Origin of the sequence: Providencia sp. PROV119 (assembly GCF_028482435.1) — a bacterium.
GTDB lineage: Bacteria > Pseudomonadota > Gammaproteobacteria > Enterobacterales > Enterobacteriaceae > Providencia > Providencia stuartii.
This window is the reverse complement of record NZ_JAMPQL010000010.1, coordinates 46,448-65,721: the sequence shown is the minus strand read 5'-3', so window position 1 is coordinate 65,721 and position 19,274 is coordinate 46,448. Positions and strand designations below refer to the sequence as shown.

Genomic DNA, 19,274 nt, shown 5'->3' with positions numbered 1-19,274 from the left:
TATCAATGGATATTGAATTAACGCACAAAAGAGTTGATCAACTAACACTGGAATCCCTAGTGAAGGGGCAGATTGAACAGGAACAACCAATTACTGTTAACATAGGATCGACTGTTTATGCTCATGATAAAGATAAAAAAATGGTCAGGATAAATTATCCGATAACAGTAGTTGTAAAAGATAATGTATCCATTTCAATGAGCTATAACTTTTACTTTAAATTAAGTGAAAACGTTACAGATAGTTTTCATAAGTCTGAAATAGCAAGAAAAGTGGCACCATCACTAGCCTATCCATACATAAAATCATACATAGAGAGCGTCTTAATTCTTTCTGGATATAAAGATTTTAGCATCCCGTTCTTGGACTTTAATAAAGAGCCATTTGATTTTGACGAAGAATAAGAATAATAGCCCTCCCCGCGAGGGCTTTTTTGTGCCCTCTCCCCTCCAAATAAGTGATCTGCATTCCAATCTGAGATTTTTTTGAAAATAAATTACCTGAAAAAACAACCAAATAAAACCAAAGCAATATAAAAACGCCATTACAAACAACTTTGGTTGTTGACAATAAAACAACTATAGTTTTAAATATAACTCATAAAAGGCAAGCAACATGAAATACAGCCTAATGTTCTTTAACAATTTGGAAAGTCGGAACAGCATACCTACCCTGTTTAGACCCTTACGCAAAAATGCGACGTATCACTAGGCACGATCTGGTTAGTGAGAATGTTACTACTGCACGAGAGTGATTACAGATAGGAATAGGCAACACTGGCAGGTGTTAGGTATGCAAGCGCGAGAATACTAATTATAGCCCATTCAATGAGTGGGCTATGGAGAGTTAACCGCAAAGCAAACGAAGAAGTTTAGATTTCGTAGTTAGTTTTTCTAGATGCTGCTCATCAACACCCATTTTTATCTGGGCTTTGAGAGTAGCTATCAGAGAAAGAGAAGACCACGGAGTAGAGTCAGACGCTTCGATTTCGAGGATTCTGTCAACTAAATCGCTGTCATCATATTTTGATTCAATGGTAAATAACTTTTGGTAATCAAACGCCTTACGCTTAGCTTCACCGGATTTTTTACCGAATTGACATGTTGACTGTATAGCTGTCAATGCAGCAATTAACACACCAAAAACAAAGGTGTTTGCCTGCAAAACAATAGCAGAGCCGAAAATAAAAATAAGAATGGATATTAACTTATCCACCCTCCCTAAAGCTGTCGAGTAAAGTTGCTCTAAATAGTGCGAATAGATAACTCTATCAATCAAATCATTTCGGCTCATGGCAACTCCTTATTTTTTACCTCCGTCACTTGGTGTAGATGGCGGTGGAGGTGTTGGTCTAATTGGTTTCGGGTTTAAGTGGTTTGGAACAATATCACCTTGTGATGCGTAATTAACTTTAAGCATTTCAAGTCCTTTTTATTTACGTTGTGGTGATTGAATTATACACAGATTTATTGCGTTGTGGTAAATGCGATGAACCTCAGCCGCCTGATGAGGTTAAGACAGTTCAGGCAATCATTACGGAGGAAACATGAACTCTAAACAACGATGGAATTTAAAACGACGTGAAGCATGGATCGCCGAGCGTAGAAATAAGCCATATAAGGCATATAACGGCACGGACTGCCCGATAGCTAACTTGGTACTAATACTCAAATCAGCACCAGACACACGCAAGCAACCACGGCAACGCAAGCCGATTATGAGTGATGGAAGTGTTACGGCGAGATAAAGCCCACGGATGGGCTATTTAATCATGGAAGCCTAGTTTATCTTTTGCCGCTTCTACAAATAATTTTGTGGCTATACCAACATTTGCAAATGCATAATCAACCATTCTGCTAACAACAGCTTCAGCGCCCTTTTCTTTTACCATATCGAGAAGCGTTTTTTTATCTTCATCAGGTAGGTTAACGGCTCTGATCATTGCTTCTAAATTGTTAATGGTGCTTTCGTGAATTTTTATGTTAACAACGTTTAATTTGTTACCAAGAGTATCGGCATTAGCGCAGTCAACACCATCAGCGGTTAACCCCATTTTGTGAATATTAAAAGAATAGGGTTCATCATCGACAACGCCGATTCTCACAGCACCGTCTTGTACTAACCCTCTTTTTTGCAAATAGTCCAACTCTCTTGCTAGTTGGTCTTCTCCGAATTCTTCCAGTAACTCGTTAAATTTATCCTGAGTTATTGGTTTCATTAAGAATTCTCTGTTATTTAATGCTTGAATAATCATTTCTTGCCTCTCAGATAGAACGTGCATGTTGTTTTCCTTTTTCATTGGTGGGGTGAATACATTGTAACCAATTTCTTTGGTGGGGACTAGAGAAACCACTGACGCCCTAAGTGGATAAATAAACGGGCACAGTTAACTAATTACAGTCCATTCTGTGGGCTGTGGTGAGTTGATTAATAGATAGGAGATAGAGATGGAAATTAAAAGTTTATTAGATGAAATTGAAAAAACGAAAAACGCCATACGGCTGGCTGATAATGTGCTTGATTTGAACAAGGACGCATCCATCACTTGGATGGTCTGTGCAAATAATAACTCTTCGTACAAAGCTTTTGCAGACCAAGAGTTTCTCATTGATGCAGTCAAGTCTCAGCGTGAAGTATTTATAGCTCGCCTGCAAAAGCTACAAGAAGCGGTGGCAGTAGTTGAGAAAGTTATCGATGGGTTAATTTGATTGGAGTCTTACGCACATAAGGAACATAGGTAATGGCAAATGAATTAGTCGTAATTGAGAAATCGACGGCGCTTGAAGTATTTAAGTCATCGGATAGCGTCGAAGATATCATTCGTAAAGTAGAGCAAGAAGTTAACTCTTTTATTCCAGATGTTAGCACTGCCAAAGGTCGCAAGGAAATTGCTTCACTGGCTTACAAAGTCGCTCAATCGAAAACTTACCTTGATGGGCTCGGTAAAGACTTGGTGGCAGAGTTAAAAGAAATACCAAAGCTAATCGACGCCAATCGCCGAACTGTGCGAGAGCGTTTCGATACATTGCGCGATAAAGTTCGACAGCCATTAACTGAGTGGGAAGCCGAGCAAGAGCGAATCGAAGCAGAAAAGCAAATGTTAGCGTGGCACGAAGAAGCGCTAGAAATGAATGAGGCTTTCGGCAAGGCACTTGCTGAGCGTATCGAGTCAGACCATGAAATCGCCCTGCTCATGAATGAGAAATTCGACCGTGATTTAGCAGAAGCTAAAGCCGAAGCAGAACGCCAACGTATTGCACACGAAGAAGAGCTGAAGAAACAAGCTGCGGAACAGGCAAGATTAGCAGCCGAACAAAAAGCACAGCAAGAAATCGAAGCAGCAGCACAGCGTGAGCGTGAAGCTAAGGAAGCCGCCGAGCGCGCCGAGCGTGAAAAGCAGGAAGCTATTCAACGTGCAGAGCAGTCAGCTAAAGAAGCCAAGGAAAAGGCTGAACGTGATGCCAAAGAAGCTCAGGAGCGAGCCGAGCGCGAGAAACAAGCCGCTATTGAAGCTGAGCGCAAGAAAGCTCTTGAAGCTGAACAAACGAGATTAGCTGAAGAAGAACGCAAGCGTCAAGAAGATGCTAAACGTCAAGAAGATAAAGAGCATCGCAGAAAGTATAACCAAGAAACATTACAAGCCTTAGTCAGTAATGGATTTGATGAAAAACTAGCAACTGAATTTATTAAGTTAGTTGCTAGTAACCAAATCCCCCACATGACAATGAATTACTAACACGTAAGGGATTAATTATGAGTCAGTGGATTAAATACTCAGAACAAAAGCCAGAAAAGGAAGGTGTTTATCTCTGGCGAATGGATAGTAAAACCGTCGATGGCGAAAAGGTAATTGCAAGAAAGCGGATGCGAACTAGAGGAGCAGGATATCAATCAGTCCTATCACCAGAATTTGATTATTGGGATGGCTATAGATTACATGTTCCTAGCAGCCTTGAATGGATGGAAGATGATAAAAACAAACCCGATATATACATCACAGGATGTGAAGATATATCTGAGTGTCCATTTTGTAATAAAGTTCCAGTATTGCAAGGATATAGCGGTTACTGGTCACCCAAACCACAAGATTTAAACCAGTTTAAACTAGCATGTTGCAGATGGAATGGTTCGCCTACATATAGCGACCCAAGAGAACTAATCAAACACTGGAATAACGCAGTTTCTAAGTAACCCACCGCGCCAACACCAGAACACATTAAATAACTATGTGAGGTAATCACATGGGCGATAACTATTACTACGCAGCATTAATCATTATGACTGCAATTCTATTACCTCTACTGACGAGATAAATCATGCAAATCGATAAACATTTTCTACGTCTGGCTCAGGCACAGGCGCGAATTGCTATAAGCCAACGTTGTGATGATGTTTGGTGGTTAGCAATGGAATTTCTCAAAGCAAGCTATGGGAGGTCTAAGTGAATAAATGCATACAGCTTTTATTGTCAACTTTTGGATGCGACCACTCTTCATCAGGAACAATTATTACTTGTGTCAACGGAAATGACATCAAGCGCATAGACGGTGATTACGGAATAATCATTAGCAAACTACAGTTCACGGAAAAAGAACGGTACGAAAACATTAAGGAAAATGGGCAGCTTGCTGGGTTTATTGATGAAGCCATAGCAGCAGGCGACGGGCAATGGATTGTCGAACACATCAGGAGCAAAGGTAAGGTGGCAGCATGAGAATATCAGAGTATGAAAACTTCGTCACCATTCCAGACCGTGAGCATCTAGCAAATCAATATGATGAGCTAGCTAATGAAATGGCTCAGCGGTTTTATGATGCGGTCATGGATGAAACTCCGCATCTAATACAAAAACTTAATGAATCTGAACTTAATGGCATTTGGAATGGATTATTTAAAGCCGCTAAGTCTGAAAACTTACTGAGATAATCAAAGGGAAAAATATGAGTAACTCACTAGTCTCAATGGCTGGCTCACTTGCTAAAAAGTTAGAGCTGGCTATTGATGAAAAAGACCTAATTCAAACATTGAAATCCACGGCATTTAAAGCCGAAGCAACAGACCAGCAGTTTCTATCACTTCTCATCGTCGCTAATCAATACAACTTAAACCCTTGGACTAAAGAAATTTACGCATTTCCAGACAGAACAGGAATTGTTCCAGTTGTTGGTGTTGATGGTTGGGCGCGCATTATTAATGAAAACAAAAACTTTGATGGCATGGAGTTCATCATGGACGCTGACTCCTGTACATGCAAAATTTACCGAAAAGACAGGAGTCATCCTACCTCGGTTACTGAGTACATGGATGAATGCAATCGAAACACCCAGCCTTGGAAATCACACCCAAAACGGATGTTACGGCACAAAGCAATGATCCAATGTGCTCGACTAGCTTTTGGTTTTGCCGGTATTTATGACCAAGACGAGGCCGAGAGAATTACCGAAAACACACCAACGGGCGTTATTAACGGGCAAGAAAGCCACGAAAAAAGAGCTGAACTAATCGCTAAGTGCGAAGCGGCAGCAGCCAAAGGAATGGACGCATTTAAACAATTATGGACGGAGTTATCAGGGGATGAGCGAACCATTATCGGATCCGCTGAAAAGGAACGAATTAAAAACTCTATAGCCATTGATGCTGAATTTACCGAGGTGCCAAGTGGAGCAGAAAACTGACGAATGGTATGCGGCAAGACTAGGATGTGTTACCGCCAGTAACCTATCAAAAGTAATGGCAAAAGGAAGCGGAGCAACTCGTAGAAATTATATGGCTCAGCTAATTTGCGAAACACTAACAGGACAAAAGGAAGAGTCCTTTAAATCAGCCAGTATGGAGCGTGGAAACGAGCTTGAGGAAGTTGCAAGGGAAATGTATTGCCTCAATGAGTTCGACGCCACAGTGACAGAAACAGGCTTTATCCTTCACCCATCTATCGAAGGATTCGGAGCTAGCCCTGATGGGTTAGTAGATGAAGATGGACTTATTGAAATCAAATGCCCAAACACCGCAACTCACTTAGAAACGCTTAGGACAGGAAAGCCTAAGACAGAATATCTATTACAGATGCATGGGCAAATGATGTGCACTGGACGCAAATGGTGTGACTTTGTCAGCTACGACAATCGCCTTCCAGTAAACCTCGCCTATTTCAAAACACGGATTGTTTTTAATGACGAGCTAGCACAAGAAATTGAGCAAGAAGTTCGTAAATTCTTAAATGAACTCAAGGAAGAAATAGAAAAGTTAACTAAATATGCGGAGGCTTCTTAATGGCTAGTAAATTAAAAGTTTCTGATATCAAAAAATGTGCTCACTGTGGCGCAGAGTTTTATAAAAAAGCAAAACACAGCATTACCCAATGGAAAAATAGTCGATTTTGCTCGGTTGGATGCAACTCTCGTTATCATGGGGCGCTAAAGAGAAGATGCATATTCGACAGGGTTAGAGAGAAGCAAATAATCAGTCTTGATGGGTCTTGTTGGGGTTGGTCTGGAGCTATGGATAACCACGGATACCCAATAATATCCAACAGAGTCAGAGCAAATAAATCTCCAGAAAAGGCTCATCGAGTTAGTTATGAAATGTACAAAGGGGCGATACCTGATGGTGCGGTTATCATGCACAAATGTGACAACCCTGCCTGCACAAATCCTGACCACTTAGAAGCAGGAACCCAAAAGCAAAATATGATGGATTGCTCAAGAAAGGGAAGGTTAAACCCCAATTCATTAAAAAATTTAGTTAGCGGGTCAAGGGGGTATCTTGGCGCTGCTGTTGATAAAAATAAGGTGAGCCATGTCAAGTAAGGGCGTTAATAAAGTTATATTAATTGGTCGGTGCGGTGATGACCCATCTATACGTTACATGCCTAACGGTGGTGCAGTAGCAAATCTCACACTAGCCACATCGGAAACGTGGCGTGACAAACAAACTGGTGAAATGCGAGAAAAAACCGAATGGCACCGTGTAGTGATTTTCGGAAAATTAGCTGAAGTTGCAGGCGAATATCTGAAAAAAGGAAGCCAGATATATGTCGAAGGTTCTCTACAAACCCGTAAATGGCAAGACCAAAGCGGTCAAGACCGATACACAACTGAAGTGGTGGTAAATATCGGTGGAACGATGCAAATGCTAGGCGGTAACGGTGGCAATAATCAGGCAGGAAGCCAGCAGCCAGCGCGACAACCCCAGCAGCCACAGCAAGCGCAGCCCGCAGATTGGAGCAAGCAAAATCCAGACGGGGAATGGATTGACGATATCCCCTTCTGATCATTCCCTATGTGATTTAACCAAAGGATATAACCATGAAAAAGCCAATTGAGATTGATGCATTTAATCTATGCGAAATTTGCCATTCCAATAAAGTAATTATTCACACGGAAGGAAATCATGAGAAGGTGTTTAATTACGATAAGGTTGAATGCTGCGGGTGTGATAACACAGGTCATGTTGTAGCTGAGGCTGAAGATTGTGCTTACATCGAATGGGAAAAGCCAATCGAATAATAACCAAAGGATATAACCATGAACATAACAATACGAGATTCAGACACAAACGAGGAAGTTATTTTAACAGTAGCTATTTCAGAAAAAGACTTTAGTAAATTATCCGAACGAGAGCAGGACTACTTAATAGAAAGTGTTACTTTTGATTATTACGAAAATAAAGCAGCGGAAGAAATAGAGCGTCAATTTAAATAGCTCAGGGAATATTTGCAAGGATGCAAACAGGAGATAGATATCTTGCCAGCATATTACAACGAAATAGAGCCATTCGCTGCCGAATGGTTGCGAAATCTTATTGCCGCCGGCTTGATAGCTGATGGCGATGTCGACACGCGCTCAATCGAGGATGTTAAACCAGATGACCTTAAACAATACACACAATGCCACTTCTTCGCAGGTATCGGAGTTTGGTCATATGCATTGCGAAAAGCTGGATGGGCAGATGACCAACATGTCTGGACAGGGAGTTGTCCATGCCAACCTTTCAGCACGTCAGGCAAAGGCGATGGATTTACTGACGAGCGGCACCTATGGCCGGCACTCTTCCACCTTATCAGTGAATGCAGACCTGACATTATCTTTGGTGAACAAGTTGCAAGTAAAGGCGGCCTTGCTTGGCTCGACCTTGTACAAGCTGACTTGGAAGCAAAGGACTACGCAACAACAGCGGTTGATTTATGCGCTGCGGGCTTCGGTTCCCCGCATATCAGGCAGCGCCTCTATTGGGTGGCCGACTCCAACAGCGAACAGCGGAAGCGGAGCGGGAACACAAGGCCGGCAAGGTGGGATGAATATTCAAACGGCGGCAAAGCTAGCAGGCTGGGTATCGCCGATAGCGAACGATGCCCGAGGTTCGAAATCAAGCGGAACAGGGAAAACGCTTTGCTTGAAGTTGCCGGGTCAGGTGGCAATCACAACACCAAAAAGACTAACGGTTACTGGAGAGATGCAGACTGGCTCTACTGCACAGATGACAAGTGGCGGCCTGTTGAATCCGGAACATTCCCGTTGGTTAATGGGGTTGCCGGCAGAGTGGGAAGATTGCGCGCCTACGGTAATGCGATCGTCGCACCAGTCGCGGAAGAGTTCATAAAAGCTTATATGGATACAGTCGCAGGGATGCAATGAAGAGGAATGAATATGAAAGAGCGCGGAATTATTTTTAACTCAGAAATGGTACGCGCCATCCTTGATGGCCGTAAAACTCAAACTCGTATAATCATGAAACCACAGCCAAGACCAAATGAAAACGGTGGTACTTGGTGGCCTAGTAATATATGCCAGTCCATGATTAATATCGAAGATATGATGCAGGATAACGAAGGGATATGGGCTGGCATTGCTGGTATAGCCTGTCCACACGGTGGAGTTGGTGATCGCCTTTGGGTTCGCGAAACTGCTGGATTACAAGTGCGACGCGACTGCCTTGGTGGTACTGGTGAGTTTTTTGTTTATAAAGCAGATAAGCCAAATGCTGTTAGGTATAGAACTGCCTGTGGGACAGATGTTCCTGTTAAATGGCAGTCCCCAGTTAGAATGAAACGTTGCCACTCACGTATCACACTAGAAATTACTGATGTTCGAGTGGAGCGCCTACAAGAAGCTAGCGACGATGATTTTAAGGCCGAAGGTTATCCGCTGGAGAGAGAGTTAACTGGTGGCAGTACCGATGCATTTTGTTGGTTTCGTCACTTATGGGATTCAGCTAGTAAGCCTGACTGTAATTTTGAAAGCAATCCGTGGGTATGGGTAATTGAATTTAAAAAGGTGAAGTAATGAAATTAACAGATCGTCAAGTTAGCACGTTAAAAAACATAAATAATGGATATGGGCAGCTAAGCAATAAGTTATCAATTTTCTCACTGGAGAATAAAGGGCTTATTAAGCTTCACCCTAAAGACGGATGGAAATTAACACAGCTTGGCATTGATGAATTAAATAAGGTGAAGTGATGGATAAATCAAGGCAGCAATTTGAAGAGACAATAAAGTCACTTAGCGACCCGTCAGAATTTGAATTAAAACTTAAACGTGCAAATAATGGATTAAATTACGCTGACCAATATGTAGATTTAATGTGGATTGCATGGCAAGCATCACGCGAGAGTTTGGAGGTTGAATTGCCAGAGCCATTTATTGCAAATGAAACTTGGTGCTATGACGAAGATTTAGTTAATCAGGCATTAATCAGCAACGGGGTGAAAATAAAAAATGAATAAAGAATTGTTAGAATACGCGAAAGAATTAAAGAAACGTAGTGAATCATTAATTAAAGCCGAACTTGAAAATAACGAATTTAATTTCAGGTTAAGCGATTGGGATAAATTAATACACCCCAAAAAATTAATTCAACTATGCGATGAGGTGGAACGAATTAACAACCTAAAACCAATTGGTTATATGTCAGTAACTGGTGTTGAAAATATTCATGATTGCGGTAGCTCTACTGTGCATGAAGAATCAGACGATAAACGAAACATTCCAGTATACATTCAATATTAAACAACAATGCAAATAATCGGATATGTATTGCCGCTTGTGATACAGGGTTCTGCTGTGCCTGTAACCGATACATTGTACACACAGCAAGAATGCGAGAGCCGTGCTATGCAGATAATGCAGGTGCGGGATGTTGAGGTAGTTTGTGGGGAGGTGATTAGATAATGAAAATAACAATCGAATGTAAAGATAATGAATATTTATTTGCTCTAGAAGCGGCAAAAACAATTATCAGTAATAAACCAGATGTTAATGCGCTAGCTGTGGCTACTGGTGATGGAAAAACAGCGTACGGTAAGAAATCACACGCAGGTAATTACAAGATAACTGTGAAGGATTAATCAATGAATAAATACACCGAACTCTCTGATTTCGAGATTAATAAAAAGGTTGCACTACATGTTGGCGGGTTTGCACTATCTCTAACTGTTGTTGATGATGGATATAAAACAGAAGGAAATAGAGGTAATTTCAATCCCTGCAACAACCCAGCCGATGCAATGCCGATTATTGTTGAGAATAAATTAACTTTGTCACCAAGATACGATAGCGACGAGTGGATTTCTGAATCTCTTTTTTATCATGATATTTACTCAGTAAATAAAAACCTATATCGCGCCGCTATGGAAGTGTTCTTAATGATGAAGGATACGGAGAATGAAAAAGTATGACCTACAATTTAATAATATATCGAAAATAGCATAGGTGAATTATGACATTTACTCAATTTGCAGGGCTAATAGCTCTTTGCATATTAATTTACTTGATTGATACAGGACAGGCTTAATTGCGAGGTAATAACATGCAAACAGTCAGAGAATTCGCAAAAAAGCACAGAAGAAGTGATGAAACGATAAGGCGGTGGATAAGCGCTGGGAAAATATACCCAGCTCCAATATTTGACGGATATCAATATTTAATACACCCATCCGCACAAAAAATAACAAACTACGAAAATCTTAACCCAAGCATTCTATTAAATAAAAACTGCAAACTGTTAAAAAGGATTGAGACAGATGGCAAGAAACAGAAGCCCCAAAAACGCACACCTACCACCTAACTTATATTGCCGGAAAGGTTATTATAGTTACAGAAACCCCGAAACCGGCATTGAATACGGCATAGGAAGAAATAAAGCCGAGGCGGTAAATGAAGCCATCTCGGCTAACTTGTTTATTTATGGAAAAAAAGAATCATTAATAAACAGAATGGCAAGTAACGATGCAATAAAATTTCATGATTGGATAGACAGATTTGGTGAGATTATACTCCTCCGTGATTTAAAGAAAAAGACCCTAGATGACTACCAAGGACGGTTAAAAAGGATAAAAAATAGCTTCAACAATGTTCCTTTAAGTGAAATAAAAACTAAAGATATTGCTGATTATATAAATAATATTGTTTCGGATGGGAATATAACTACCGCAAGATTGATGCGTAGTATTCTCAAAGATATGTTTAACGAAGCGATGTCGGATGGTGTTGTTGATTTTAATCCCGTAATAGCAACCAGAGTTCCAAGGAATAAAATAGCTAGAACTAGGATGTCAGAAAGTGATTACATTCAAATATACAACACAGCAGTAGAGCACTGTCAGCCTTGGGTTAGTATGAGCATGGATTTGGCTATATTAACAGGACAGCGCTCTGGTGATATTAGAAAATTAAAATGGAATGACATTTATGATGGTTACTTATGGATAGAGCAAGAGAAAACAGGAACTAAAATAGCAATACCGCTTACCATTTCAAATAATATAGCTAATAAAACTTTGCAATCAGTGCTAGATAGATGCAAGCATGAATTGAACGGAAAGGAATTCGTGCTGGTTTCACAGAAGGGTGATATGCTAGCAGATAAAACCATTGGTAAGGCTTTTTCACTAGCCAGAAGCAAAAGTGGTTTGTCATGGGAGGGTTCTCCGCCGACGTTCCACGAAATCCGAAGCCTAGCATCCAGAGTGTATGGGAATGAAAAATCAAATGAGTTCGCTAACCAGCTTTTAGGACACAAATCAATGGATATGACCAGAATGTATCAGGATGATAGGGGTCTTAGTTGGAAAAAAATCGAAATTTGATATTGGATTTATTTCGAATTATTTCGGAGAGCAGTCCGTAATAAAATGATTTAAAAGGGAAAAAAATGATTACTCATATCAGTCCATTAGGATCCATGGATCTCTTATCTCAACTTGAAGTTGATATGTTAAAGCGTACCGCAAGCAGTCATTTGTATCGCTTGTTCAGAAACTGCTCATTAGCGGTTTTAAATTCAGGGAGCTTAACAGACAACAGTAAAGATTTATTGGATAAGCATACTGACTTCGATATCAACGTATTACGACGTGAGCGCGGTGTCAAACTTGAGCTAATTAACCCACCTCAAGATGCTTTTGTCGATGGTAAAATCATCCGTTCTATACAAGCAAACCTGTTTGCGGTACTGCGTGATATCCTCTTTGTTCATGCTCAAATCATCAATGCAGAGCAAAAAATGCATTTAGATCTGGGAAATGGCACTCACCTAACTAACGTCATTTTCTCTATATTACGTAACGCACGTACACTGCATCTTGATGAAGATCCAAGCATGATTGTTTGCTGGGGTGGTCACTCTATCAACGAAACCGAGTACCTATATGGCCGTAAAGTCGGTAATGAGCTTGGTTTAAGAGAGCTAAATATCTGCACAGGTTGTGGCCCCGGAGCCATGGAAGCCCCAATGAAAGGGGCGGCTGTTGGCCATGCTCAACAACGCTATAAAAATAGCCGTTTTATCGGCCTAACAGAGCCATCTATCATTGCTGCTGAGCCACCTAACCCTTTAGTCAATGAGCTTATCATCATGCCTGATATCGAAAAGCGCCTTGAAGCGTTCGTTCGCTTAGCGCATGGGATCATTATTTTCCCTGGGGGCGTCGGTACAGCAGAAGAGCTTCTCTATTTGCTAGGCATTTTGATGGATCCTGAAAATAGCGAACAAGTATTGCCATTGGTTTTAACGGGGCCAAAAGAAAGTGCCGAGTACTTCTCTGTGTTAGATGATTTTATTCGTCATACACTTGGTGAAGAAGCCAGCAAACACTATCAAATCATCATTGATGATCCCCAAGAAGTCGCTCGTGTAATGAAAAAACACATGCCATTGGTGAAAGACAACCGTCGTAGCACAGGCGATGCTTATAGCTTTAACTGGTCAATTAAGATCAACCCTGAATTACAGCATCCTTTCGAGCCGACTCATGAAAATATGGCGTCACTGAATCTGTATCCAGGTCAATCACCAGAAAAACTGGCCTCTGATCTTAGAAGAGCCTTCTCTGGTATCGTTGCGGGTAACGTGAAAGAAGTCGGTATGAAGGCTATTGAACAGTATGGCCCGTTTAAAATTCATGGTGATAAAGAAATTATGCAACGCATGGATATTCTACTGCGCGGTTTTGTCGACCAACATCGAATGAAACTGCCGGGTGGAACAGCCTATGAGCCTTGCTACGAAATAGTGAAATAATATAATGAGGCCAAGGATGGCGTAAATTTTATGATCCACTTACTGATAATTGATGCACTTAATTTAATTCGCCGCATACATGCCGTACAAGGCAGTCCTTGCGGCGATGCCTGCTTATCTGCGGTAGCACAGCTTATCTCTCACACCTCACCGACCCATATTGTTGCAGTATTCGATGAGGAAGGTAGGCACAATAGCTGGCGGCATGAAAAACTGCCTGACTATAAAGCAGGCCGTCAGCCCATGCCTGAAAATTTATATGCTGAGCTACCTTCATTAGTCAAACAATTCGAAGCAAAAGGCGTCCACTGCTGGCAATCAAGTGGTGACGAAGCGGATGATTTAGCGGCAACTTTAGCCAAGAAAATCGCCGATGCAGGGCAAACTGTCACTATCGTTTCTACTGATAAAGGCTATTGCCAACTACTGTCGCCTTCAATTCGTATTCGCGACTATTTTCAAAAACGCTGGTTAGATGTGCCTTTTATCGAAAAAGAATTTGGCGTAAAACCTTGCCAATTACCTGATTACTGGGGGTTAGCGGGGATCAGCAGCAGTAAAGTGCCTGGTGTCGCGGGAATTGGTGCTAAAAGTGCCACACAACTGCTACAACAATACCACTCCATTGAGAACTTATTTGCTCATTTAGATAGCGTTGATGAAAAATGGAGAAAAAAGCTTATTGGTCAGTTTGATATAGCAAAAGTTTGCCGCGATATTGCAACCTTAAGAACAGATATTCAGTTGCAAGGGAACCTGAACCAATTGCGCTATCACCCCAAACCATAAGCAATAAAAAACTGCCTCTTCATTCACTGTTAACCAGCGTTTAGGAAGCAGTTTTTGCTATATGATATGTTCTTACTAAATATCAGATTTAGTCACGTATTGGTGCATAAGCAGACCAAATACGTTGTACATGAACGGTAATTTCTTCGCGGTCATGGTACAGCTGTTTCGCTTGGATCCGCACATTGATGCCATTTTCTGCCAATTGTGTACGCATCTTTTCAAGGATATGAGACACTTCCTCATAGCGCTTTTTCATCGGTAGCTTTAAGTTGAAAATGGTTTCACGGCACCACCCATGCAATAGCCACTCCGTGATTAACGCAGCGACTTTCGCCGGTTTTTCAACCATATCACACACTAACCAAGTAATATTTTTCGTATTTGGCTCGAATTTAAAACCATCGACTTGATGGTGCCTAACTTGCCCCGTGTCCATCAAGCTTTGCGCCATCGGACCATTATCCACGGCATGAACCATCATACTGCGCTTAACTAATTGGTAGGTCCATCCCCCCGGACATGCACCAAGATCCACCGCATTCATACCGCTTGCTAGCCGCTCATCCCATTCATCGTAAGGGATAAATATGTGAAATGCCTCTTCTAATTTCAATGTTGAGCGACTAGGTGCATCCGATGGAAACTTAAGCCGAGGGATCCCCATATAAAATGGCGAGCTATTCGAACTGTAAGAATATCCGGTATAACAACAGCCTGAAGCAATAAAGAAAACATGGATAACCGGACGTTTGAAATTCTCTTTAGCCAGTAAAACTTTTTCTTGTCGTAAAGCATTACGCAAAGGCACCGTAAATTTACGGCAAAATTTCATCAACTCTTTGCTTTCATTAGTATCAGCAACTTCAACGCGAAGATCGCCTGCCCGTTCAACCTGCTGGCTCAGCGCATTCACAATGGGGGTAACACGATCTTCTGGAGGTAAATCTTTAAGCAGTTCCCCAACCACAAACATTTGACGAGCAAAAATCAGCTCACGAAAAGGTAGCTCGCGGGCAAGTTTATCGGCATCTTCAGCTTGATAGCATTCAAAAATAACATAACCGCTATTTTCTTTGACGCGCGCAAAACCATAAACCTCTTTTTGCCCAGCTTTATCTGTAATTTCGGCCGCACACTCTTTTTCAAAGCCTGGACGGCAATATAATGCAATTTTATTACTCATGGCGTAACGCCGGTTTCCTTAGACGCATAGCGCCGATAACGACCAACAGCCAGCCAATAAGAAAACAAACTCCCCCTATTGGCGTAAAATAGGAAAAGTATTTTACCTGTAACAAGGCCATACAATAAAGGCTACCACTGAAAAGAAGTATGCCTACGGCGAAAAAAACGCCACACCAGTAAAACCATAGAACCACTTTACGCAATAAAATCGCCCCTAGCACCATTAAAGCTACTGTATGTAGCATCTGATACCGCAAACCGATTTCAATCCATTCCATCTGATGAGCACTCATAATCGACGAAAGCGCATGAGAGCCAATGGCACCAAAAGCCACAGTAAAAAAGCCACTAATCCCAGCAAAAATTAACATCAAACGACTATTCACAGTAACACCTTTTATTAACCATACCCTAAATAATCCCAGTTGCATCAAGGGGTTAATTTAAAATCCCGATAAACACGATAAACTGAGTGCCGTTTTACCTATCTATGCAACCAACTGCAACTTGAAAAATAACGGGTATATATGATTACTGAATAAGCGCCATATCTTGGTCACCCGTAATAAACCCCAGTTTTTCTTGCTCGCTTGCTGCTTGAGTCAAGATCCATTGACGAAATGCAGCTATTTTTCCCAAATCAGCTTGGTTTTCCTGACAAACAAGGTAAAACGCGTTTTTACTCACCAATACCTCGTTGAATGGGCAAACCAAACGACCTGCATCAATTTCATTTTTTGCCATAACATTATTTGTTAAAGCGACACCCTGACCATGTACTGCGGCTTGAATGACCATAGCACTATGACTAAAAATAGGGCCTTGTTGTACATTGATAATATTGTGCAATTCTAATTGGCGAATATAAGCTTGCCAATCCCGACGAGAAGAATCATGTAATAACGTATGATTGACTAAGTCTTCAGGCTGCTTTAATTGATGCGCCCCCGTTAATAATAACGGAGAACAAACTGGCATTAAATATTCAGCATACAGCCTATCCGTCCTTAGACCAGACCAATTTCCTCGCCCATAGAAAATAGCCACATCAACATCATCCGCTAATTTATCTTCTTCCCTATCAACGGCCTGAATACGAACATCAATCCCCGGATAAGCTTGGTTAAAGCTAGAAAGACGCGGGACAAGCCACTGTATTGCAAAACTAGGGGATAAACTAACCGTTAATGCTCCCTTAGCACTTCGCGCCTGTAATTTCCTTGTCGCCTCATTAATAGAAGAAAATATCTCTTTAATATCAAGATAATAACTTTGACCTTCTTCTGTTAACAGCAAAGAACGATTGCGCCGACGAAATAACTTTAACCCGAGGAAATCTTCCAAACTTTTCATTTGGTGACTCACAGCGGCTTGGGTCACAAACAACTCTTCCGCCGCTTTAGTAAAACTTAAATGACGAGCGGCAGCATCAAACACTCTTAACGCATTAAGTGGCGGTAATCTTTTAGACATAATCACTTCTACTTGATAGGGTTATACGCATTAGTTTTTCTCATCCGAAGCATTATAAATTGTCCATTGAGGATACGCCAGTAAATACCTATAGTATGCACACTTCCTAAGCCGGAACGAAAAGTTACAGAGTTTAGTTACTTTGAAACTTTTGGCTTTGTGGTTGTGATGTTGTGTTTGCAAGTTGTCTGGGAATGCCAGACTTTGTAGCTTTAGCTACTGTTTTTTTTCACTTCCTGTACATTTACCCTGTCTGTCCATAGTGATTTTATGATGCACCGCTTTAATTGCGGTGCTTTTTTTTGCCTAACAATTGCAAATAACATTTTCAAGACAGGTTTTAACCAGTTTACAAAAAATATTATCAGTTAAATATTTAAGATAATTCTTGAATTTTCCCCATCCAAAGATGAGATCACCGAAAAGACAAAAGAAAAATGATTGCAATATGCAGTAAAAGGCATAATCATTTCCCTAATTTTTTCTAAAGCTCTAATAAAAACCAGCGGTAAAATTAAATGTAACAAAAGATTTCGATGAATAAATCGAGAATATCATCAATAATTATGATTACAAACCAAACGCCAAATATTTAGATAAAGAACACATATAATGTACCATTTTTCTGCAACACAATTTCGAAAACAATTTCCAGCTATCAATTCTCAAACGATTCATCTTGATAGTGCAGCAACAGCCTTAAAACCAAACTCAATGATTGAAGCCGCAGATAACTATTACCGTCACTCTGGCAGTTCAGTTTATCGAGGTCAATCTCCAGAGTCGTTACGAATTACTGAAAATTATGAACAAGGCAGGAAACGTGTCGCGAAATTGATTAATGCAGAGAGTGAAAATACCATTATTTGGACCCGAGGAACCACCGAGTCCATTAACCTTATTGCCCAAAGTTATTTTAGAAATCATTTAACAGCAAATGATGAAATTATTGTTAGCGAATTAGAACACCACTCTAATTTATTACCTTGGCTGATTCTTGCACAGCAAACTGGTGCAAAAATTGTCAAATGGCCTGTCACTCAACACTACACCCTCGATATTGAAAGCCTTAAGCCGCTACTTAATCCACGTAGCAAAGTGATCGCTATCACCCAGATGTCAAACGTAACAGGCTATCAAACAAATTTAGCAGCAGTAACGTCACTAGCTCATGCGGCTGGGGCGCTCGTTGTCGTTGATGGCGCACAAGGTGTGGTACATGCCCCAATTGATGTCACCGCTTTGAATATCGATTTTTATGCTTTCTCCGCCCATAAATTATATGGCCCAACTGGGCTTGGCGTTTGCTATGGCAAACCACAATTGTTGGCTGCGATGTCACCATGGCATGGTGGCGGTAAAATGTTATCAGAAGTTAATTTTGAGGGCTTTACTCCCGCTCCTGTTCCTTATTGTTTTGAAGCTGGCACACCAAATATCGCTGGCGTCATTGCCTTTTCGGCCACTCTTGACTGGTTATCTCACATCGATTTACACCAATCTGAGGCCTATTGTTGTTCACTCATCCACTACGCATACGAAGAACTCAGCAAATTAGAGGGGTTTATCTGCTATAGCCAGCCTAATACTCCGCTACTTTCCTTTAATTTCGCTGGCATACATCATAGCGATTTGGGCCTATTGTTGACTGAACAAAAAATTGCATTACGCTATGGGCAACATTGTACGCAACCATTAATGGATGCAATTGCTATTACAGGCTGCTTACGCATCTCTGTCATGCCTTACAATGATCAGCAAGATATTGATAAATTTATTAACGCAGTAAAATTTGCACTCTCAATACTGAATGATGAATAAGGAAGCCGAATGACTTCAATAATATCGACATTTGTTCCACACCCTTTCGGTACGACGCTGAAAATTGAAGAGATTATTGAACAATTTTCAGCACAAAAAGCGTGGGAAGATAAATATCGCTTGCTTATCCAACTCGCTCGTCAACTACCGACTCTGACTGATGAGCAAAAGCAGCAGACTCAGGAAGTGAAAGGTTGCGAAAACAGAGTGTGGATTGGTGCAAGACTCAACGATGACCAAACATTTCATTTTTATGGCGATAGTGAAGGACGCGTTGTTAAAGGGTTATTTGCGATTTTATTAGCCGCAGTGGAACAAAAAAATAGCCAAGCGATCCTCGCTGTCGATTTTGAGGATATTTTGAATAGAACTGGGTTATCTGGCCAACTCAGTGAATCACGACAAAATGGAATAGCCGCATTAATAACGACTATTCGCAACTTTGCCAGCGAAATGACACCTGCCGAATAATGTACTAGAGGCTAT

The 19,274-nt window shown here is 41.0% G+C and carries 31 protein-coding genes; 26 read left to right on the top strand and 5 right to left on the bottom strand.

The genetic code is table 11. From position 1 onward, the window contains the following. Positions 1-5 precede the first annotated feature (5 nt). Positions 6-404 (top strand): hypothetical protein, encoded by a 399-nt coding sequence (locus tag PSF11_RS10750; RefSeq protein ID WP_272682803.1) that lies wholly within the window; start codon positions 6-8, stop codon positions 402-404. A gap of 442 nt (positions 405-846) precedes the next feature. On the opposite strand, the gene PSF11_RS10745 is transcribed toward PSF11_RS10750, so the two are convergent. After that, positions 847-1,293 carry a hypothetical protein gene (locus tag PSF11_RS10745; RefSeq protein WP_272682802.1) on the bottom strand — a complete coding sequence of 149 codons (447 nt, stop codon included), beginning with the start codon at positions 1,291-1,293 and terminating at the stop codon, positions 847-849. A gap of 253 nt (positions 1,294-1,546) precedes the next feature. Here PSF11_RS10745 and PSF11_RS10740 point away from each other — a divergent pair, with 253 nt between their 5' ends. Beyond that, a complete protein-coding gene (locus PSF11_RS10740) occupies positions 1,547-1,747 on the top strand; it encodes a hypothetical protein (RefSeq protein ID WP_272682801.1) in 201 nt (66 codons plus the stop codon). Between the two features lie 18 nt (positions 1,748-1,765). Here PSF11_RS10740 and PSF11_RS10735 read toward each other — a convergent pair whose 3' ends face one another. Then, positions 1,766-2,281 carry a hypothetical protein gene (locus PSF11_RS10735; RefSeq protein WP_272571033.1) on the bottom strand — a complete coding sequence of 172 codons (516 nt, stop codon included), beginning with the start codon at positions 2,279-2,281 and terminating at the stop codon, positions 1,766-1,768. A gap of 166 nt (positions 2,282-2,447) precedes the next feature. Here PSF11_RS10735 and PSF11_RS10730 point away from each other — a divergent pair, with 166 nt between their 5' ends. From PSF11_RS10730 to xni, 22 genes are all read left to right on the top strand, one after another. Next, the gene (locus tag PSF11_RS10730; protein WP_196724552.1) at positions 2,448-2,708 is read left to right on the top strand and encodes a hypothetical protein; all 261 of its coding nucleotides are present in this window, start codon (positions 2,448-2,450) and stop codon (positions 2,706-2,708) included. A 32-nt stretch (positions 2,709-2,740) separates the two neighbouring features. After that, positions 2,741-3,736, top strand: coding sequence for a cell envelope biogenesis protein TolA (locus PSF11_RS10725; protein WP_272682800.1), 996 nt, complete (start codon positions 2,741-2,743; stop codon positions 3,734-3,736). 17 nt (positions 3,737-3,753) lie between these two features. Continuing rightward, positions 3,754-4,191 (top strand): hypothetical protein, encoded by a 438-nt coding sequence (locus tag PSF11_RS10720; protein WP_272682799.1) that lies wholly within the window; start codon positions 3,754-3,756, stop codon positions 4,189-4,191. A 250-nt stretch (positions 4,192-4,441) separates the two neighbouring features. Beyond that, entirely contained in the window at positions 4,442-4,714 is a 273-nt protein-coding gene (locus PSF11_RS10715; protein WP_154599055.1) for a hypothetical protein, read from the top strand. Next, a complete protein-coding gene (locus tag PSF11_RS10710) occupies positions 4,711-4,926 on the top strand; it encodes a hypothetical protein (protein ID WP_053110605.1) in 216 nt (71 codons plus the stop codon). The genes PSF11_RS10715 and PSF11_RS10710 overlap by 4 nt, the downstream gene beginning before the upstream one ends. 14 nt (positions 4,927-4,940) lie before the next feature. Next, entirely contained in the window at positions 4,941-5,675 is a 735-nt protein-coding gene (gene bet / locus PSF11_RS10705; RefSeq protein WP_105874286.1) for a phage recombination protein Bet, read from the top strand. Next, positions 5,635-6,270 (top strand): lambda exonuclease family protein, encoded by a 636-nt coding sequence (locus tag PSF11_RS10700; RefSeq protein ID WP_272682798.1) that lies wholly within the window; start codon positions 5,635-5,637, stop codon positions 6,268-6,270. The genes bet and PSF11_RS10700 overlap by 41 nt, the downstream gene beginning before the upstream one ends. Continuing rightward, positions 6,270-6,806 (top strand): HNH endonuclease signature motif containing protein, encoded by a 537-nt coding sequence (locus PSF11_RS10695; RefSeq protein ID WP_237683239.1) that lies wholly within the window; start codon positions 6,270-6,272, stop codon positions 6,804-6,806. The genes PSF11_RS10700 and PSF11_RS10695 overlap by 1 nt, the downstream gene beginning before the upstream one ends. Next, positions 6,796-7,269 (top strand): single-stranded DNA-binding protein, encoded by a 474-nt coding sequence (ssb, locus tag PSF11_RS10690; protein ID WP_272682797.1) that lies wholly within the window; start codon positions 6,796-6,798, stop codon positions 7,267-7,269. The genes PSF11_RS10695 and ssb overlap by 11 nt, the downstream gene beginning before the upstream one ends. A gap of 35 nt (positions 7,270-7,304) precedes the next feature. Beyond that, positions 7,305-7,505, top strand: coding sequence for a hypothetical protein (locus PSF11_RS10685; RefSeq protein ID WP_164456836.1), 201 nt, complete (start codon positions 7,305-7,307; stop codon positions 7,503-7,505). Between the two features lie 18 nt (positions 7,506-7,523). Then, positions 7,524-7,700: a hypothetical protein gene (locus tag PSF11_RS10680; protein WP_164456835.1), complete on the top strand. Its 177-nt coding sequence runs from the start codon at positions 7,524-7,526 to the stop codon at positions 7,698-7,700. Between the two features lie 42 nt (positions 7,701-7,742). Further along, positions 7,743-8,633 carry a DNA cytosine methyltransferase gene (locus PSF11_RS10675; protein ID WP_272682796.1) on the top strand — a complete coding sequence of 297 codons (891 nt, stop codon included), beginning with the start codon at positions 7,743-7,745 and terminating at the stop codon, positions 8,631-8,633. A gap of 12 nt (positions 8,634-8,645) precedes the next feature. Further along, positions 8,646-9,281, top strand: coding sequence for a hypothetical protein (locus PSF11_RS10670; RefSeq protein ID WP_272682795.1), 636 nt, complete (start codon positions 8,646-8,648; stop codon positions 9,279-9,281). Beyond that, on the top strand, positions 9,281-9,457 hold the full coding sequence (locus PSF11_RS10665; RefSeq protein ID WP_272682794.1) for a hypothetical protein: 177 nt from the start codon (positions 9,281-9,283) through the stop codon (positions 9,455-9,457). The genes PSF11_RS10670 and PSF11_RS10665 overlap by 1 nt, the downstream gene beginning before the upstream one ends. After that, on the top strand, positions 9,457-9,723 hold the full coding sequence (locus tag PSF11_RS10660) for a hypothetical protein (protein ID WP_272682793.1): 267 nt from the start codon (positions 9,457-9,459) through the stop codon (positions 9,721-9,723). Before PSF11_RS10665 ends, PSF11_RS10660 begins: the two co-directional genes overlap by 1 nt. Then, a complete protein-coding gene (locus PSF11_RS10655) occupies positions 9,716-10,006 on the top strand; it encodes a hypothetical protein (RefSeq protein ID WP_267721995.1) in 291 nt (96 codons plus the stop codon). The genes PSF11_RS10660 and PSF11_RS10655 overlap by 8 nt, the downstream gene beginning before the upstream one ends. 161 nt (positions 10,007-10,167) lie before the next feature. Continuing rightward, on the top strand, positions 10,168-10,344 hold the full coding sequence (locus tag PSF11_RS10650; RefSeq protein ID WP_004916560.1) for a hypothetical protein: 177 nt from the start codon (positions 10,168-10,170) through the stop codon (positions 10,342-10,344). Positions 10,345-10,347: 3 nt separating this feature from the next. After that, a complete protein-coding gene (locus PSF11_RS10645; protein WP_272682792.1) occupies positions 10,348-10,674 on the top strand; it encodes a phage protein NinX family protein in 327 nt (108 codons plus the stop codon). 131 nt (positions 10,675-10,805) lie between these two features. Then, positions 10,806-11,063: an excisionase gene (locus tag PSF11_RS10640; protein WP_272682791.1), complete on the top strand. Its 258-nt coding sequence runs from the start codon at positions 10,806-10,808 to the stop codon at positions 11,061-11,063. Continuing rightward, positions 11,020-12,084, top strand: coding sequence for a site-specific integrase (locus tag PSF11_RS10635; protein WP_072502840.1), 1,065 nt, complete (start codon positions 11,020-11,022; stop codon positions 12,082-12,084). The genes PSF11_RS10640 and PSF11_RS10635 overlap by 44 nt, the downstream gene beginning before the upstream one ends. 65 nt (positions 12,085-12,149) lie before the next feature. Beyond that, on the top strand, positions 12,150-13,517 hold the full coding sequence (ppnN, locus tag PSF11_RS10630; protein WP_014657675.1) for a nucleotide 5'-monophosphate nucleosidase PpnN: 1,368 nt from the start codon (positions 12,150-12,152) through the stop codon (positions 13,515-13,517). Positions 13,518-13,547: 30 nt separating this feature from the next. Next, a complete protein-coding gene (gene xni, locus PSF11_RS10625) occupies positions 13,548-14,306 on the top strand; it encodes a flap endonuclease Xni (RefSeq protein WP_036943252.1) in 759 nt (252 codons plus the stop codon). An 88-nt stretch (positions 14,307-14,394) separates the two neighbouring features. Here the strand turns inward: xni and rlmM are convergent, their stop codons facing one another. The 3 genes from rlmM to PSF11_RS10610 form a co-directional block, all read right to left on the bottom strand. After that, positions 14,395-15,492, bottom strand: coding sequence for a 23S rRNA (cytidine(2498)-2'-O)-methyltransferase RlmM (gene rlmM / locus PSF11_RS10620; protein WP_004916579.1), 1,098 nt, complete (start codon positions 15,490-15,492; stop codon positions 14,395-14,397). Continuing rightward, positions 15,485-15,880: a DUF423 domain-containing protein gene (locus PSF11_RS10615; protein ID WP_014657673.1), complete on the bottom strand. Its 396-nt coding sequence runs from the start codon at positions 15,878-15,880 to the stop codon at positions 15,485-15,487. Before PSF11_RS10615 ends, rlmM begins: the two co-directional genes overlap by 8 nt. A gap of 145 nt (positions 15,881-16,025) precedes the next feature. Beyond that, on the bottom strand, positions 16,026-16,967 hold the full coding sequence (locus PSF11_RS10610; RefSeq protein WP_004916582.1) for a transcriptional regulator GcvA: 942 nt from the start codon (positions 16,965-16,967) through the stop codon (positions 16,026-16,028). A gap of 612 nt (positions 16,968-17,579) precedes the next feature. Between PSF11_RS10610 and csdA the strand changes: the two genes are divergently transcribed. Both csdA and csdE read left to right on the top strand, forming a co-directional pair. Then, positions 17,580-18,788: a cysteine desulfurase CsdA gene (csdA, locus tag PSF11_RS10605; RefSeq protein WP_072502839.1), complete on the top strand. Its 1,209-nt coding sequence runs from the start codon at positions 17,580-17,582 to the stop codon at positions 18,786-18,788. A 9-nt stretch (positions 18,789-18,797) separates the two neighbouring features. After that, the gene (gene csdE / locus PSF11_RS10600) at positions 18,798-19,259 is read left to right on the top strand and encodes a cysteine desulfurase sulfur acceptor subunit CsdE (RefSeq protein ID WP_004924917.1); all 462 of its coding nucleotides are present in this window, start codon (positions 18,798-18,800) and stop codon (positions 19,257-19,259) included. Positions 19,260-19,274 lie beyond the last annotated feature (15 nt).